The sequence below is a fragment of the Streptomyces lushanensis genome (assembly GCF_001700515.1).
Classification (GTDB): Bacteria; Actinomycetota; Actinomycetes; order Streptomycetales; family Streptomycetaceae; genus Streptomyces; species Streptomyces lushanensis.
The window spans coordinates 1-16,276 of record NZ_MAUD01000032.1 but is presented as its reverse complement, the minus strand read 5'-3'; the positions used below and the strand labels follow the sequence as shown (position 1 = coordinate 16,276).

13 protein-coding genes and 1 other RNA gene are annotated in these 16,276 nt (G+C 70.2%); 13 read left to right on the top strand and 1 reads right to left on the bottom strand.

All coding sequences use genetic code 11. The features are described from left to right. The first annotated feature begins 50 nt into the window (after positions 1 to 50). The 4 genes from BFF77_RS02775 to BFF77_RS35420 all read left to right on the top strand — a co-directional run bounded on the left by BFF77_RS02775 (position 51) and on the right by BFF77_RS35420 (position 5,619). Positions 51 to 1,775 (top strand): serine/threonine-protein kinase, encoded by a 1,725-nt coding sequence (locus tag BFF77_RS02775; RefSeq protein ID WP_066943418.1) that lies wholly within the window; start codon positions 51 to 53, stop codon positions 1,773 to 1,775. A gap of 89 nt (positions 1,776 to 1,864) precedes the next feature. Next, positions 1,865 to 3,046 carry a serine/threonine-protein kinase gene (locus BFF77_RS02770; RefSeq protein ID WP_066943416.1) on the top strand — a complete coding sequence of 394 codons (1,182 nt, stop codon included), beginning with the start codon at positions 1,865 to 1,867 and terminating at the stop codon, positions 3,044 to 3,046. A 541-nt stretch (positions 3,047 to 3,587) separates the two neighbouring features. Next, entirely contained in the window at positions 3,588 to 4,694 is a 1,107-nt protein-coding gene (gene prfB, locus BFF77_RS02765) for a peptide chain release factor 2 (protein WP_066943414.1), read from the top strand. A gap of 268 nt (positions 4,695 to 4,962) precedes the next feature. After that, positions 4,963 to 5,619, top strand: a complete 657-nt coding sequence (locus tag BFF77_RS35420; protein ID WP_066943412.1) for an LPXTG cell wall anchor domain-containing protein — start codon at positions 4,963 to 4,965, stop codon at positions 5,617 to 5,619. 213 nt (positions 5,620 to 5,832) lie between these two features. Here the strand turns inward: BFF77_RS35420 and BFF77_RS02755 are convergent, their stop codons facing one another. Then, the gene (locus BFF77_RS02755; protein WP_066943440.1) at positions 5,833 to 6,027 is read right to left on the bottom strand and encodes a hypothetical protein; all 195 of its coding nucleotides are present in this window, start codon (positions 6,025 to 6,027) and stop codon (positions 5,833 to 5,835) included. Positions 6,028 to 6,368: 341 nt separating this feature from the next. On the opposite strand from BFF77_RS02755, the gene ftsE reads away from it, so the two are divergent. From ftsE to BFF77_RS02710, 9 genes are all read left to right on the top strand, one after another. Next, the gene (ftsE, locus tag BFF77_RS02750; protein ID WP_046503740.1) at positions 6,369 to 7,058 is read left to right on the top strand and encodes a cell division ATP-binding protein FtsE; all 690 of its coding nucleotides are present in this window, start codon (positions 6,369 to 6,371) and stop codon (positions 7,056 to 7,058) included. Positions 7,059 to 7,093: 35 nt separating this feature from the next. Then, positions 7,094 to 8,011, top strand: coding sequence for a permease-like cell division protein FtsX (gene ftsX, locus BFF77_RS02745; protein ID WP_066943410.1), 918 nt, complete (start codon positions 7,094 to 7,096; stop codon positions 8,009 to 8,011). 67 nt (positions 8,012 to 8,078) lie between these two features. Further along, positions 8,079 to 9,284: a S41 family peptidase gene (locus BFF77_RS02740; protein WP_066943408.1), complete on the top strand. Its 1,206-nt coding sequence runs from the start codon at positions 8,079 to 8,081 to the stop codon at positions 9,282 to 9,284. Positions 9,285 to 9,318: 34 nt separating this feature from the next. Next, entirely contained in the window at positions 9,319 to 9,798 is a 480-nt protein-coding gene (gene smpB / locus BFF77_RS02735) for an SsrA-binding protein SmpB (RefSeq protein WP_066943406.1), read from the top strand. Between the two features lie 114 nt (positions 9,799 to 9,912). After that, positions 9,913 to 10,299: a transfer-messenger RNA gene (gene ssrA / locus BFF77_RS02730) on the top strand. A 370-nt stretch (positions 10,300 to 10,669) separates the two neighbouring features. Then, on the top strand, positions 10,670 to 11,443 hold the full coding sequence (locus BFF77_RS02725; protein WP_245703137.1) for a hypothetical protein: 774 nt from the start codon (positions 10,670 to 10,672) through the stop codon (positions 11,441 to 11,443). Positions 11,444 to 11,581: 138 nt separating this feature from the next. Next, positions 11,582 to 13,705: a bifunctional polysaccharide deacetylase/glycosyltransferase family 2 protein gene (locus BFF77_RS02720; RefSeq protein ID WP_066943438.1), complete on the top strand. Its 2,124-nt coding sequence runs from the start codon at positions 11,582 to 11,584 to the stop codon at positions 13,703 to 13,705. After that, the gene (locus BFF77_RS02715) at positions 13,702 to 15,030 is read left to right on the top strand and encodes an acyltransferase family protein (protein ID WP_245703135.1); all 1,329 of its coding nucleotides are present in this window, start codon (positions 13,702 to 13,704) and stop codon (positions 15,028 to 15,030) included. Before BFF77_RS02720 ends, BFF77_RS02715 begins: the two co-directional genes overlap by 4 nt. A 267-nt stretch (positions 15,031 to 15,297) precedes the next feature. Further along, on the top strand, positions 15,298 to 16,248 hold the full coding sequence (locus tag BFF77_RS02710) for an FkbM family methyltransferase (RefSeq protein ID WP_066943402.1): 951 nt from the start codon (positions 15,298 to 15,300) through the stop codon (positions 16,246 to 16,248). Positions 16,249 to 16,276: the final 28 nt, after the last annotated feature.

Genomic DNA, 16,276 nt, shown 5'->3' with positions numbered 1-16,276 from the left:
CCGGGACGCCCGGAGCCACGGATGACCACGACCAGCAGGGAGCGCATGACGTGCGGCCGGTAGGCAGCAAGTACCTGCTCGAGGAGCCGCTCGGACGCGGCGCCACGGGCACCGTCTGGCGCGCCCGTCAGCGGGAGACGGCGGGTGCCGAGGCGGCCGTGGCCGGCCAGCCCGGCGAGACTGTCGCGATCAAGGTCCTCAAGGAGGAGCTGGCCAACGACGCGGATGTCGTGATGCGCTTCCTGCGCGAGCGCTCCGTGCTGCTCCGGCTCACCCACCCCAATATCGTGCGCACCCGCGATCTGGTCGTGGAGGGCGATCTCCTCGCGCTCGTCATGGACCTGGTCGACGGTCCCGACCTGCACCGCTATCTGCGGGACAACGGGCCCTTCTCACCGGTCGCGGCGGCCCTGTTGACCGCCCAGATCGCGGACGCGCTCGCCGCCAGCCACGCCGACGGCGTCGTGCACCGCGACCTCAAGCCCGCCAATGTCCTGCTCAAGGACGACGGCGCCGGAATGCACCCGATGCTCACGGACTTCGGCATCGCCCGGCTCGCCGACTCCCCGGGACTGACCCGTACGCACGAGTTCGTCGGCACTCCCGCCTATGTCGCGCCGGAGTCCGCCGAAGGGCGCCCGCAGACCTCCGCCGTCGACATCTACGGCGCGGGCATCCTGCTGTACGAGCTGGTCACGGGCCGTCCGCCGTTCGCCGGCGCGACCGCGCTGGAGGTGCTTCACCGCCATCTCAGCGAGGAGCCCCGCCGCCCCACCACCGTGCCCGAGCCGCTGTGGACGGTCATCGAGCGCTGTCTGCGCAAGGACCCGGCCCAGCGTCCCAGCGCCCAGAACCTCGCCCGCGCCCTGCGGACCGTCGCCGCCGGTGTCGGGGTGCACTCCACCCCCGCCCAGGTCGACGCCGCGCTCGGCGTCGGCGCGCTGCTCGCGCCCGATCCGGCACCCGCGCCGGTGCCGGACCTGCCCGGCGCAGCCGATCCGACACAGGTCCTGCCGAGCAACGCGGGTTCGTACGACCCGAACGCGGCGACCAGCGTCATGCCCTCCACGGGCGCGGGCCCCGGCGGCCCCGGATTCGGCCGGCCGCCCGGCGCCGCCGATCCGACGGCGGTCATGCCGCCCGTGCCGCCGCGTCCCGACGGGACACCCGAGCCCGAGGGCCCGCACCCCTGGCAGAGCCAGCTCCAGGCCGCGCGCGACCGCAACGAGCAGACCCAGGTGCAGTATCTGGACCCGGACCAGGACCCGCTGCGCCGCCGTCCGCAGCGCCCGCAGGCTCCCCGGCAGCAGCAGCAGCAGCAGCAACAGCAGCAGCAGCAGCAACAGCAGCAGCAGCCGCCGCAGTCGCCCCCGCGTCAGCAGCGGCCCCAGCGCCAGGCCCGGCCTCCGCAGCAGTACGCGCCGCAGCCACCCCAGCCCCAGCAGCGGTACGCGCCGCAGCAGCAGCCGTATGCTCCTCCGCAGCCGCCGCCCCAGCAGCCGGCACCGCGTCAGCCGCGCGAACCGCGGCAGCGCAGCGCCAATCCGATGCGGATTCCCGGTCTGGGCTGTCTCAAGGGGTGTCTGTTCACGCTCGTCCTGCTCTTCGTCGCGGGCTGGCTGGTCTGGGAGCTGACACCTCTTCAGGACTGGGTCGCCGAGGGCAAGAGCTACTGGACGGCGATAAGTGACGCGTTTTCGACGGTGACGGACTGGTTCTCGGAGCTGGGCGGTTCGGACCCGGGCTCCGGCTCGGGTTCGGTACCGGGGCAGTGATCCCAGGGGGGACAACCCCCGGATCCCGTACGGAAAGCCCCGATACCCGCGTACTTTGATGGGCAACGCCAGCCGCTGAGGGAGCAGTCTTGGCACGGAATATCGGCAGCCGGTACACCGCCCATCAGATTCTTGGGCGGGGCAGCGCGGGCACGGTGTGGCTCGGGGAAGGGCCCGAGGGGCCCGTGGCCATCAAGCTGTTGCGCGAGGACCTCGCCTCCGACCAGGAGCTGGTCGGACGCTTCGTACAGGAGCGCACCGCCCTGCTCGGGCTCGACCATCCCCGGGTGGTGGGCGTCCGCGATCTCGTCGTGGACGGCAACGATCTGGCGCTGGTGATGGAGCTGGTGCGCGGGACGGATCTGCGTACCCGGCTGGACCGCGAGCGCCGGCTCGCGCCCGAGGCCGCGGTCGCGATCATCGCCGATGTCGCCGACGCTCTCGCCGCCGCGCACGCGGCCGGGATCGTCCACCGCGACGTCAAGCCGGAGAACATCCTGCTCGACATGGAGGGCCCGCTCGGCCCCGGCGGCGCGCACCCCGCGCTGCTGACCGACTTCGGGGTCGCGAAGCTGATCGACACCCCGCGGCGCACCAAGGCGACCAGGATCATCGGCACGCCGGACTATCTGGCGCCCGAGATCGTCGAGGGCCTGCCGCCGCGCGCCGCCGTCGACATCTACGCCCTGGCCACGGTGCTGTACGAGCTGCTCGCGGGCTTCACGCCGTTCGGCGGCGGCCACCCCGGGGCCGTGCTGCGCCGGCATGTCACCGAGACCGTCGTCCCGCTGCCCGGTATTCCGGAGGAGCTGTGGCAGCTCCTCGTCCAGTGCCTGGCCAAGGCCCCGGCCTCCCGGCTGCGCGCCTCCGAGCTGGCGGCCCGGCTGCGCGAACAGCTCCCCCTGCTCGCGGGCATCCCCCCGCTGGACGTGGACGAGCCCGACGCGGAGCCCGCCCAGCCGCCCTCGTACGAGGAGCCGGGCCTGTCGGCCCCCGAGGCGCCGCGCCGCCGCGGCGCGGTCCCGCTGGTGCCGGGCGCGGCGCCCGACTCCAACCGGGACACCCATACGAGCATGCGCGTGCCGGGCCCGGACGAACTGGCGGGCGGCGCCCGCGGCACGGCCCGCGCCCCCCGCTCCCCGGGCCAGCGCCGACCGGGCTCGGCCCGCCACAAGGCGGAGACGGTACGCAAACGCCGGCTGACCCTGGGCGTGATCTCGGTGCTGGTGGTCCTCCTGGCGGCAGTGGGCTCGCTGGCAGTATTTCTCTGAGGCTCGGTTCGCACCTCTTTTTTGGGGCTCGGTTCGCCTCCGGGCGCTCTGTGCCCCTGTCGACGGTCGACCGTGCTCGGCCCTTCGTTCCTCAGGGCCTGCGCGCGCTCTCCTTTTCGGCACCGACGCGCCCTTCGGCTCACGCACCTTCTTTTTGAGGGCTCGGTTCGCCTCCGGGCGCTCTGTGCCCCTGTCGACGGTCGACCGTGCTCGGCCCTTCGTTCCTCAGGGCCTGCGCGCGCTCTCCCTTTCGACAGCGGCGCGCCCTTCGGCTCACTCGCCGGCGGCGGGCGGAACCGGCACGTCTCCGTGCCCGAGGCTGCCGAGGCGGGCCCCGATCGGTTTCGTTCGCCTCGGCCGCCTGGGACACGGACACGCTCTGCCCGCTGTCGAAAGGGAGGCTGTGCTCGATGTGCGGCTCCGCCGCGCGGGCGGAGGTTCGCGAGGCACGAGCGGCCGAGCACGGTCGGCTGTCGGCGCCGACTCGAGGCGCCCCGGAGGCGAACCCTGCCCCCGAAAAAAGAGGGGCTAGTCTGGAGGCGTGGCAGTCGTCGATGTATCCGAAGAGCTGAAGTCCCTCTCCTCGACCATGGGGTCGATCGAGGCCGTGCTGGACCTCGACAAACTGAGGGCCGACATCGCCGTGCTGGAGGAGCGGGCCGCGGCGCCGTCCCTCTGGGACGACCCGGAGGCGGCGCAGAAGATCACCAGCAAGCTCTCGCACCTCCAGGCCGAGGTCCGCAAGACGGAGGCGCTCCGCGGGCGGATCGACGACCTCGAAGTGCTGTTCGAGCTGGCCGAGGCCGAGGACGACCCGGACACCCGGGCCGAGGCCGAGTCCGAGCTGGAGTCGGTGCGCAAGGCGTTGGACGAGATGGAGGTCCGTACGCTCCTGTCCGGCGAGTACGACGAGCGCGAGGCGCTCGTGAACATCCGGGCCGAGGCGGGCGGCGTCGACGCCGCCGACTTCGCCGAGCAGCTCCAGCGCATGTATCTGCGCTGGGCCGAGCGGCACGGCTACGGCACCGAGGTCTACGAGACCTCGTACGCGGAGGAGGCCGGCATCAAGTCGACCACCTTCGTCGTCAAGGCGCCCTACGCGTACGGCACGCTCTCCGTGGAGCAGGGCACCCACCGGCTCGTCCGTATCTCGCCGTTCGACAACCAGGGCCGCCGGCAGACCTCCTTCGCCGGTGTCGAGGTGCTCCCGGTCGTGGAGTCCAGCGACCATGTCGAGATCGACGAGACCGAGCTGCGCGTGGATGTCTACCGCGCCTCCGGTCCCGGCGGACAGGGCGTCAACACCACCGACTCCGCGGTCCGTATCACGCACCTCCCGACCGGCATCGTCGTCTCCTGCCAGAACGAGCGCTCCCAGATCCAGAACAAGGCGAGCGCCATGAACGTCCTCCAGGCGAAGCTGCTCGAACGCCGCCGCCAGGAGGAGCAGGCGAGGATGGACGCGCTCAAGGGCGACGGCGGCAACTCCTGGGGCAACCAGATGCGTTCGTATGTTCTGCATCCTTACCAGATGGTCAAGGACCTGCGGACGGAGTTCGAGGTCGGCAATCCGCAGGGCGTGCTCGACGGTGAGATCGACGGTTTCCTGGAAGCGGGAATTCGCTGGCGCAAGCAGCAGGACAAGTAGATTCACGCTTTGTCGACAAGGGAACTGCCGCCCACAGGGCGGCAGTTCCCTTTTTCGTCACAGTTACGGCCTTGCGCGTGGACAACTGACGCGATAACGGTCATCGCGCGCGCAACCACCTTGACGCGTATATGAAAACTCGGAAAGCTGGCGCGCGGCATGCGTATTCCGAGGCGCGTGCGACCGGGGCGGATCAGATACGGAGCCCCGTGGCCGCCGCGCCGGACGCTGCACCACTGACGAATGAGCTACTGGGGGTAGCAAGCAGATGACCAAGAAGACGCGGATCCGCGTTGCGCGCGTGGCCGCCGGCGCGGTGATCGCCGCGGGCGCCTCACTGACCATCGCGGGCGCCGCTCAGGCCGTGGGTATCGGAGCGGGCGTCTCCGTCGATGTCGGTCTCACCGGTATCGGCGACGACCCGACCGACGCGCCGACCGTGATCCCGGACCCTCCCACGGAGGAGCCGCCGACGCAGGAGCCGCCGACCGAGGAGCCTCCCACGCAGGAGCCGCCTACGCAGGAGCCTCCCACGGAGGAGCCGCCGACGCAGGAGCCTCCCACCGAGGAGCCTCCCACGCAGGAGCCGCCGACCGAGGAGCCCGAGCCCTCCACCGACCCGACGTCGGACCCGTCCACGGACCCGACCGACGGCCCGGGCAACGGGGCCGGTACGGGCGGTAGCGGCAACAGCGGTACGGGCACCTGCACCGTCGACCTCGACGGCGCCGAGTGCGTCGACAACACCGACACCGACAGCGCCGGCTCCCAGCCGGTGCAGCAGGGTGCGGCCAAGGAGGAGCTGGCGGAGACCGGCGCCGCCGAGACCTCGTTCCTGCTGATCGGCGCCGCGACCATGATCGCGGGCGGTGTCGGCTTCCGGATGCTGCCGCGCCTGGTGGGCGGTGGCCGTACCGCCGCCTAGGCCCTGGGCCCTGGGCGCGTACGAACGCACAGACACGACAGAGGGGCCCGGACGCCGGTCAAGGCGTCCGGGCCCCTCTGGTGTGCCCTGAGGTCTCCCCGAGCGGGGCCGTGCCGTCCCGAGGGCCTTGTGTGCCCCCGAGGGGGCCCGAGCCCCGCGGAGCCCGGCCGTGCCCGCTCCCGGCCCGCTGAGCCCGGCCGCGCCCTGCCGGGCTCAGGCGGGCTGGTGCGCGGCGACCAGCGCCACCGCCGCCACCAGCAGGACGAGCAGCGTCAGCAGAGCCACCGGGCTCAGGCCGCCCAAGGGACCCTGCTGCTGAAGCCGCTCCCTGTTGGCACGGCAGACGCGGCATCTGCCCTCGCTGACGGGCCCCGCGCAGTTGGCGCACACCAATCGGTCGTAGGTCATGCGCATTCCTCCTCACCGCGCGGCGGAGCCGCAGCCAGTGTTCACTCCGCTCAACGCTCCGGGAAACACGACCGTTCCCCGACCCACTGTGCCAGTTCCCGACGCTTTCGGCTCGGCCGACGGCATTCCGGCGGGCCCACCACTGCTGGCGGCCACCGCGCATCCGTGATAAAGCGCCCCAAGCCCGGACGTACCGCCGCTGCCTCCGTCGCCCCAACCCCGGACGCGGACTGCGCGGCCCAGTCCGCTTCGCGTAAGGTCTCGCTCACCTACTCCCTCACTCTCCTGTCACCCACTCCCGTACTCCCGTATCTCCCGGCCGACCGTGCGTGGTGCATCCCGTGATCCGATTCGACAACGTCTCCAAGACCTATCCGAAGCAGAACCGCCCGGCCCTGCGTGATGTCTCCCTCGAAATCGAGAAGGGAGAGTTCGTCTTCCTGGTCGGCTCGTCCGGTTCCGGCAAGTCGACCTTCCTGAGACTGCTCCTGCGTGAGGAGCGCACCAGCCACGGCATGGTGCATGTCCTCGGCAAGGACCTCGCGCGCCTGTCCAACTGGAAGGTGCCGCAGATGCGCCGCCAGCTCGGCACCGTGTTCCAGGACTTCCGGCTGCTGCCGAACAAGACCGTCGCCGAGAACGTGGCCTTCGCCCAGGAGGTCATCGGCAAGTCCCGCGGCGAGATCCGCAAGTCCGTCCCCCAGGTCCTCGACCTCGTCGGTCTGGGCGGCAAGGAGGACCGGATGCCCGGCGAGCTCTCCGGCGGTGAGCAGCAGCGCGTCGCGATCGCGCGGGCCTTCGTCAACCGTCCGCTGCTGCTGATCGCGGACGAGCCGACCGGAAACCTGGACCCCCAGACCTCCGTCGGCATCATGAAGCTGCTGGACCGTATCAACCGCACCGGAACCACCGTCGTGATGGCGACCCACGACCAGAACATCGTCGACCAGATGCGCAAGCGCGTGATCGAGCTGGAAAAGGGCCGGCTGGTGCGTGACCAGGCACGCGGCGTCTACGGCTACCAGCACTGAGCACCGATAGCTGAATCGAAAGCTGAAAGGACGCCATGCGCGCCCAGTTCGTCCTGTCGGAGATCGGCGTCGGTCTCCGTCGCAATCTCACGATGACCTTCGCCGTCATCGTCTCCGTAGCCCTCTCGCTCGCCCTGTTCGGCGGCGCGCTGCTCATGCGCGACCAGGTCAGCGTGATGAAGGACTACTGGTACGACAAGGTCAATGTCTCCATCTTCCTCTGCAACAAGAACGACGCGGCGACCGCGCCCAAGTGCGTCAAGGGCGCGGTCACGGGTGAGCAGAAGAAGCAGATCGAGACCGATCTGAAGAAGATGGACATCGTCGAGAAGGTCCATTACGAGACGGCCGACGAGGCGTACAAGCACTACAAGGAGAAGTACGGCGATTCCCCGATCGCCGGCTCGATCACCCCGGACCAGATGCCGGAGTCCTTCCGGGTCAAGCTGGAGGATCCCGAGAAGTACAAGGTGGTCGCGACGGCCTTCGCGGGCCGGGACGGCGTGGAGTCCGTCCAGGACCAGCGGGACATCCTCCAGAATCTCTTCGACCTGATGAACGGCATGAACTGGGTCGCGATCTGGGTGATGCTGCTCATGCTGGTCATCGCCCTGATGCTGATCGTCAACACCGTACGGGTGTCGGCGTTCAGCCGCCGCCGCGAGACGGGGATCATGCGGCTGGTGGGCGCCTCCAGCTTCTACATCCAGATGCCGTTCATCATGGAGGCCGCGTTCGCCGGGCTGATCGGAGGGACGGTCGCCTGCGTCATGCTGCTGCTGGGCCGCTACTTCCTGATCGACAACGGTCTCGCGCTCGCCGAGAAGATGCAGCTCGTCAACTTCATCGGCTGGGACGCCGTGCTCGCCAAGCTTCCGCTGGTGCTCGCGATCGGTCTGCTGATGCCCGCCGTGGCCGCTTTCCTCGCGCTGCGCAAGTACCTCAGGGTGTGACAAGCGCCCCTGGCCGCGTCGGGGCAAGCTCCCTTGGGCTGTCCGGTGTTGTCCTAGACTCAACGTCATGTCGGGTTCCGAGTCGCACCATAGATCCCGTGGTTTCCGCCGTGGGGCCGCCCTGACATTGCTGTTCGCGAGTGTCCTCGCCACGGCCGCCGCGACGGACTCGCTGCCGCGCGCCGAGGAGGGGACCGCCCGCGTACCCACCAGGACCGTCGCCGCCACGGCCGACCGCGACGAGGTCGCCAGGGCGGCGGCCGAGGCCATGGCCGACGGCAAGTCGGCGACGGAGGCGGCCGAGGAGGTCGTCAGCCGCAGCGGCGACCGCTGGGGCGCGGTGTACGACAAGGAGCGGTACGAGGAGTTCGAGCAGGCCCTCGACGGTACGTACACCGGGGTCGGCATCGGCGCCAGGCGGACGGCCGACGGGCTGGTCGAGGTGACCCGGGTCCAGCCCGGCGGCCCGGCGGCCCGGGCCGGTGTCGGACCCGGCGACATCATCAGGACCATTGACGGCGCCGGTGTCGCGCGGCTGCCGGTGACGGAGGTCATGGCGCTGCTGCGCGGCGGCACGAAGAGCGAGGGGTCCGGTCCGGACCCCGAGGGATCCGCGTCCGCCGCCGTCGGGACCACCGTCGTCCTGGGGCTGGAGCGGGACGGGCGCTCCTGGACGAAGAGCCTGCGGCGCGCCAGGCTCGCCACCGAGTCCGTCACGGTGGACCGTATCGCCGGCGGTGTGCTGCGGATCACGGTCGAGGCGTTCACCAAGGGCTCCGGCACGCGGGTGCGCGACGCGGTCCTCGGCGCGCCCGAGGGCATCGGCATCCTGCTCGACCTGCGGGGCAACGCCGGAGGTCTGGTCACCGAGGCCGTCACGGCCGCCTCCGCGTTCCTCGACGGCGGTCTGGTCGCCACGTACGACATACGCGGTGAGCAGCGCGCCCTGTACGCGGCTCCCGGCGGTGACACCGGCCGGCCCGTGGTGGTGCTGGTCGACGGCGGCACGATGAGCGCCGCCGAGCTGGTCACCGGCGCCCTCCAGGACCGTGGCCGCTCCGTCACGGTCGGTTCGCGCACCTTCGGCAAGGGCTCGGTCCAGATGCCGAGCCGGCTGCCCGACGGCTCCGTCGCCGAGCTGACCGTGGGTCATTACCGCACTCCGGCCGGCCATGGCGTGGACGGCCGGGGCGTCACCCCGGATCTGCTGGTGAGCGAACGGGCCCAGGAGCGGGCCACGACCGTACTGAGCGGTCTCGGCGGCACACGGTAAAGAAGTTGCGCCGGGGTGCGAAAATGGCGGGACTATGGCTAAGGAAACAGGGCGCAAACTGATCGCGCAGAACAAGAAGGCGCGGCACGATTACCACATTCTCGACACCTATGAGTGCGGTCTCGTGCTGACCGGCACCGAGGTGAAGTCCCTGCGCCAGGGACGGGCCTCCCTGGTGGACGGTTTCGTCCAGATCGACGGGCACGAGGCCTGGCTGCACAACGTCCATGTGCCCGAGTACAGCCAGGGCACCTGGACCAACCACACCGCCCGGCGCAAGCGCAAGCTGCTGATGCACCGCGCCGAGATCGACAAGCTGGAGTCCAAGTCGCAGGAGTCCGGCCATACGGTGGTGCCGCTGGCCCTGTACTTCAAGGACGGCCGGGCCAAGGTCGAGATCGCGCTGGCGAAGGGCAAGAAGGAGTACGACAAGCGCCAGACGCTGCGCGAGAAGCAGGACCGCCGCGAGACGGACCGCGCGATCTCGGCGGTGAAGCGCCGCCAGCGGGCCTGAGCGGCCCGCCGGGGGCTCCTTCGGCGGAATACGCTGGCACCGTCGCGCGCTGATCACGTACGATGGGCTGCGCACCCCACGGCGGGTGTGTGCTCACGATTGAAAAATCAACATGGGGATGATCGGTTTCGACAGCGGATGTCGAAGCAGGGGAAGCGAGCCGAGGAAGCGGCAATGATCTCGTTAACCATATGTCGCAAACAATAATCGCCACTTCTAAGCGCGATTCCTCCGCCTTCGCTCTCGCTGCCTAATCAGCAGCTAGCGAAGACTCCGCGGAGTGTCAGCCCGGGGCTGTTCCCGACCCGGATCCTGGCATCAGCTAGGGAACTAAACCACTGAGCCCGGTCACGGGGAGCAGCGGGAAACCAAACAGTGACTGAGCCCGTCGGAGACTTGTCCGCGTGATCTCCGGGGCTGAGAAAAGCGAAGCGGACTGCGCTCGGAGAAGTCCTGGTTCCGCACCGTTGGACGCGGGTTCGATTCCCGCCATCTCCACAATTCCCATGTGAACACGGACTGAGGCCCCACTGCTCCGGCAGCGGGGCCTCAGTCGTGCCCGGACCGGGCCCGGAGCCGCGCGGGTCGCCCGGGGTGAACGCGCCGCGTGCCGCCGCCGCCGAACTCGCGGAAGAGGAAGATTGGCTTGATCTGTGCGCCGGGGGCCGGCTTCCCGCCGACGCGCGACCACTGTCACCGGACTGATGCACAGCAACCTCCGAAGCTGAACTCCCGGACCGCCTCACTGCGCTACATTCGTGGCCCGGGTGCGGTGTGGTAGGGGGGTACTCGGTCCGAGTGGGGGCTCGGCCGCCGCAGTGATATCCAGCCAGCCGCGTGGGACACCCAAAAACATTCAGTGGTGGGGGATGTGCCTAGCACAGTGGACAAATGGCAAGAAGATGCCCGAACGGGGCATACGCATGATCCGAGTGATGCCACGGCGGAACTCGACGGCGTGGGCCGTCAGCTCTCCGAACTGCCCACGGGCACCCATCCCGCGCAGGAGTCAGGACCCGCGCGGGGAGCCGGTCCCGAACTCTCCGACGGCCCGGTGTTCGTCGACGCCAGCGGCCGTCGCAGCAAGACGTTCCGCAGGGCGGGCTGGATCGTGGCGATCGCCTGTGCCTGCTACGCGCTGACGCTGGTCATCGCCCTGATCGGCGGCAGCTCCAGCGCGCCCTGGCTTCAGATACCGGGCCTCGCCGACGAACAGCGGCCGGACACCGTCGAGATACAGCCCGCGCCGACGACCAGCCCGTCCGCCGGCGCGGCGCCGGGCGCACCGGGTGTCACCACTGCCACGCCGACCGACTCGAACGGCCAGGCCGTTCCGCGGTCCTCCCAGAGCGCCGGCACCGACGTCTCGGGCGAGCCGGTGCCCGGCACATCCGCTTCGTCGAAGCCGTCCACCGGTCCGGACGGCGGTACGGGCGGCACCAGGCCCGGCCTGGAGCTGCCGCCCGGCACCGGCGGCGACCCGGACGACGACACCGCAGGGACCGGCGGCGAGCCTCCCACCGGTACCTCCCCGGATCCGTCGCCGCCGTCCACCGGGCCCAGTTCGCCGCCCGTCGAGACACCGCCGGTGGAAGGCGGTCAGCCGGAAGGCGGCCAGCCGATGGCCATGGAAGGCACGCGCTAGATGACCCACACCGGCAGACCCGCCGACGGATCCACCGGCGGTGCCCCCGCCGGCCGGGCCCGGCAGAAGAGCGGCGGCAGGGCCCGCCACAACGCCCGCCACAACAAGCCCCCGCGCGCCAGGCGCCATCGGCTGCCCATGCGCTATCTGCTTCCCTCACTCATCCTGGTCGCGCTGTTCGCGATGCTGATGCTCCGCGGCTATGTGCACAGCGAGATCCTCGCCGACCACCGCGTGCGCGAGTCGGTCGACGCCGACCAGGTGCCCAAGCGGATCCTCAAGGGCGGCCCGGTCATCGACGCGCGCGGTGCCACTCCCGCACGGGCGCTGAACATCCCGGACCACAGGATCGTCCTCACCTTCGACGACGGCCCCGACCCGGTGTGGACACCCAAGGTCCTCGACAAGCTGAAGGAGTACGACGCCCACGGCGTCTTCTTCGTCACCGGCACCATGGCCTCGCGCTATCCCGCACTGGTCAAGCGCATGGTGGACGAGGGCCATGAGATCGGCCTGCACACCTTCAACCACCCCGACCTCTCCTTCCAGACGAAGTCGCGGATCGACTGGGAGCTCTCCCAGAACCAGCTCGCGCTGGCCGGCGCGGCCGACATCCGCACCTCGCTCTTCCGGCCGCCGTACTCCTCGTTCTCGTCCGCCATGGACAACAAGTCCTGGCCCGTCGCCGAGTACATAGGCAGCCTCGGCTACATCACCGTCCTCGACAGCACCGACAGTGAGGACTGGAAGCGTCCGGGTGCCGAGGCGATCAGCCGGAACGCCACCCCCAAGGGCGGCAAGGGCGCGATCGTGCTGATGCACGACTCCGGTGGCGACCGCTCGCAGACCGTCGCCGCGCTCGGGCAGTTCCTGCCGCGGATGCAGGAGCGGGGTTACGAGTTCACCACCGTCACCGAGGCCCTCGGCGCGCCCAGCGCCCATACGCCGGTCACCGGCATGGCCCTGTGGAAGGGCAAGGCGTGGGTCGCCGCCGTCGCCCTCTCGGACGACATCACCGGTGTGCTGGTCGTCGGGCTCTCCGTGATCGGTGTGCTGGTCTTCGCGCGGTTCGGTCTGATGCTGGTGCTCTCCTTCGCGCACGCGCGCCGGGTGCGCCGCCGCACCTTCACCTGGGGGCGGCCCGTCACCGAACCGGTGACCGTGCTGGTGCCCGCGTACAACGAGCGCGAGTGCATAGCCAATACGGTGCGTTCGCTGATGGAGAGCGACCATCCCGTCGAGGTCATCGTCATCGACGACGGTTCGACCGACGGGACCGCGGACATCGTCGAGGCGCTCTGGCTGCCCAATGTCCATGTCGTACGCCAGGTGAACTCCGGCAAGCCGGCCGCCCTCAACAACGGCATCGCGCACGCCACGCACGATCTGATCGTGATGATGGACGGCGACACCGTCTTCGAGCCGTCCACCGTCCGTGAACTGGTGCAGCCCTTCGGCGATCCGCGCGTCGGCGCGGTCGCGGGCAACGCCAAGGTCGGCAACCGCGACAGTCTCATCGGCGCCTGGCAGCACATCGAGTATGTGATGGGCTTCAACCTCGACCGCCGTATGTACGACATGCTGCGCTGCATGCCCACCATCCCGGGCGCGGTCGGCGCCTTCCGGCGCGAGGCGCTGGAGCGTGTCGGCGGGATGAGCGAGGACACCCTCGCCGAGGACACCGACATCACCATGGCCATGCACCGCGACGGCTGGCGTGTGGTCTACGCCGAGCGCGCCCGTGCCTGGACCGAGGCTCCGGAGTCGGTGCAGCAGCTCTGGTCGCAGCGGTACCGCTGGAGTTACGGCACGATGCAGGCGATCTGGAAGCACCGCCGTGCCCTGGTCGAGCGCGGTCCTTCCGGCCGCTTCGGCCGGGTCGGACTGCCGCTGGTCTCGCTCTTCATGGTGCTGGCCCCGCTGCTGGCGCCGCTGATCGATGTGTTCCTGCTGTACGGCCTGGTCTTCGGCCCCACCCAGAAGACCGTCGTGGCCTGGCTCGGCGTCCTGCTCATCCAGGCCGTCTGCGCCGCGTACGCCTTCCGCCTCGACGGGGAACGGATGACCCATCTGATCTCGCTGCCCCTCCAGCAGATCCTCTACCGGCAGCTCATGTACGTGGTGCTGCTCCAGTCCTGGATCACCGCGCTCACCGGTGGCCGGCTGCGGTGGCAGAAGCTGCGCCGTACCGGAGTGGTGGAGGCGCCGGGCTCGATCCCCGGCCCGCGCGGGCGCGGTGCCGAGCGGAGGCCCGTCGCGTGAACGCTCATTCCGTCGGTACCGGGGGAGCGCCGGGAGTGCCGGGAGTGCCCCGGGCGAAGCACAAGGCTCCGGCGCACGGCCAGGCACACGCCCCGTCGCACGGTCCCGCCTCCGACCGGGCCTCCGCACAGGACCTCACGCGGGGCTCCGCACGGGCCGGGGCCGGGACGCGGGACCCGGCGGCTCCCGCGCCCGGCGGGCGGGACCGCTATCTGGACCTGCTGCGGGCGGTCGCGCTCGTCAGGGTCGTGGTCTTCCATGTCTTCGGCTGGGCCTGGCTGACGATCCTCTTCCCGTCCATGGGCGTGATGTTCGCGCTCGCCGGATCGCTGATGGCCCGGTCGCTGTCGCAGCGGCCTCCGTGGAGCGTCATCCGCGGCAGGCTGCGCCGGCTGCTCCCGCCGGTGTGGGCGTTCGCGCTGGTCGTCGTACCGCTGATGTTCGTGGTGGGCTGGCGGCCGGCCAGGGAGGAGGGGCTGTGGTGGTTCCTGCGACTGGCCAACTACATCGTGCCGTTCGGTGCCCCGCCGTACCCGTACGAGAACGGTTCGCCGAGCGGTCTGCTGGAGGAGACCTGGGCCGAGCAGGCGGCCGGTCCGCTCTGGTACATCCGGGCCTATCTCTGGTTCGTCCTCGCCTCGCCGCTGCTGCTGTGGGCGTTCCGCAAGGTCCCCTGGGCGACGCTGCTCCTTCCCGTCGCGCTCACCGCGGTCCTCGGCTCGGGCCTGGTGGAGATTCCCGGCGAGACCGGCGAGGCGCTCTCCGACTTCGCGGTCTACGGCGCCTGCTGGGTCCTCGGCTTCGCCCACAACGACGGCGCCTTCCGCAAGGTCCCGCGGTACATCACGGTCTCGCTGGCCGCCTTCACGATGGCCTTCGCCCTGTGGTGGGCCTCGGGCCATCTCACCGACGAGGGCTGGAACCTGGACGAGATCCCGCTCGCCCAGGCGATGTGGTCGCTGGGCTTCTGCGCGATCCTGCTCCAGTACTCACCCTCGTGGCGGGAACTTCCCGGCAGGCTCGGACAGTTCGACACGGTGATCACGCTCGCCAACAACCGGGCCGTGACGATCTATCTCTGGCACAACCTGCTGATCATGGCGACGGTCCCGCTCATCGACCAGCTCTGGTCCATCCCGGGGATCGACGCGTACTCGGCCGAGCTGGACTCCGCGTACTCGGCCCTGATGCTGGTCCTGGTCTGGCCGCTGATCGCCCTGATGATCCTGGCGATCGGCTGGGTCGAGGACGTGGCGGCGAAACGCGCGCCCCGGCTGTGGCCGAACGGGGCGAAGGAGGCCCGGGAGCGCGCGGCGCGGGTCTGACATGTCCGGGGGCCGCTGCGCGGGGTCCGTGCGCACGGCGCGTGCGCACGGCGAGTGTGCGGGAGGCCGGCGCCCCGGGCCAGGGGCTCAGCGGCGGCCTCCGGCTGCCGGACGCAACTGCCCGGGGCCGGCGGACGCCTGTCGGCTGTCCGGGGTGGGCCGATGATTCGCCTCACGTTCACCGTCCCAACATGTTGAGCTCATCAACTGTCGACAGCATCGGCCTACTCGACCGGCAGTTCCGTTGGAAGACTCCGAGGAGCACGTGTGAAGATCCTCCGTAAGATCTCGTCAAGTGTGGGTGCCACCGGGAAGCCGGGGTCCGGCCGGCCGGCCGGCGCGGCGCGCGGGACCCGGATTCGAGATCTCGACGAGGCGAACCGGCGGACCGCGAAGGAGGCCGCCCGGGTCCGGCCGACCACGACCTCCGAGATCCTCAACACCCACCGCAAGGCGTTTCCCTACCAGGGATGGGTGGAGATCGACTCCGGTCTCTGTCCCCCGTTCGTCATGTTCTGCGCGAACGACGAGGCCGTGGCCCTCGACACCGTCTGGAACGGCCGCTTCGGCTACGAGATGGGGAGCCTGTACCACTGGAGCCGGCTGGCCGCCGCCAGCCGTACGGTGCTCGACGTCGGCGCGCACGTCGGCTACTACGCGATGATCGCGGCCCTCTCCAGCCCCAAGGCCACCGTGCACGCCTTCGAGCCGGTGCCTCCGATCCACGCCAGGCTGGCCGTCAACCACCGGGCGAACGGTGTCAAGAATCTCGTGCTGCACCAGCGGGGTGTCTCGGACGAGGGCGGCCGGGCGGACATCAACATCCGCTTCCCGCTGGCGAACCTGCTCTCCACCGGCTCCTCGCTGGAGGAGTTCGCCAAGCCGCTGGCCAGCGCGTTCACCGCGCGTATCCAGCTCGTCACGCTGGACGAGGAGCTCGGGGACACCCCCGTCGACCTGATCAAGATCGATGTGGAGGGGCACGAGCCCAGCGTGCTGGACGGAGCGCGGCACCTCATCAAGCGCGACCGGCCCGTGATCATCCTGGAAGCCCTGGCGTCGACGCCGATGGACGAACTCACCGGGCCCTTCGCGGATCTCGACTACACCTTCCGCTGGATCTCCGAGGCGGACCACCGGCTCGTCCCGATCGCCGACGGACGTCCTGACAAGAGCCGGAACCTGATCTTCGCGCCGCGGGAGAACGAGTACGCCTGACGGGACGGCCCGCCCGAACCCGGGCCCG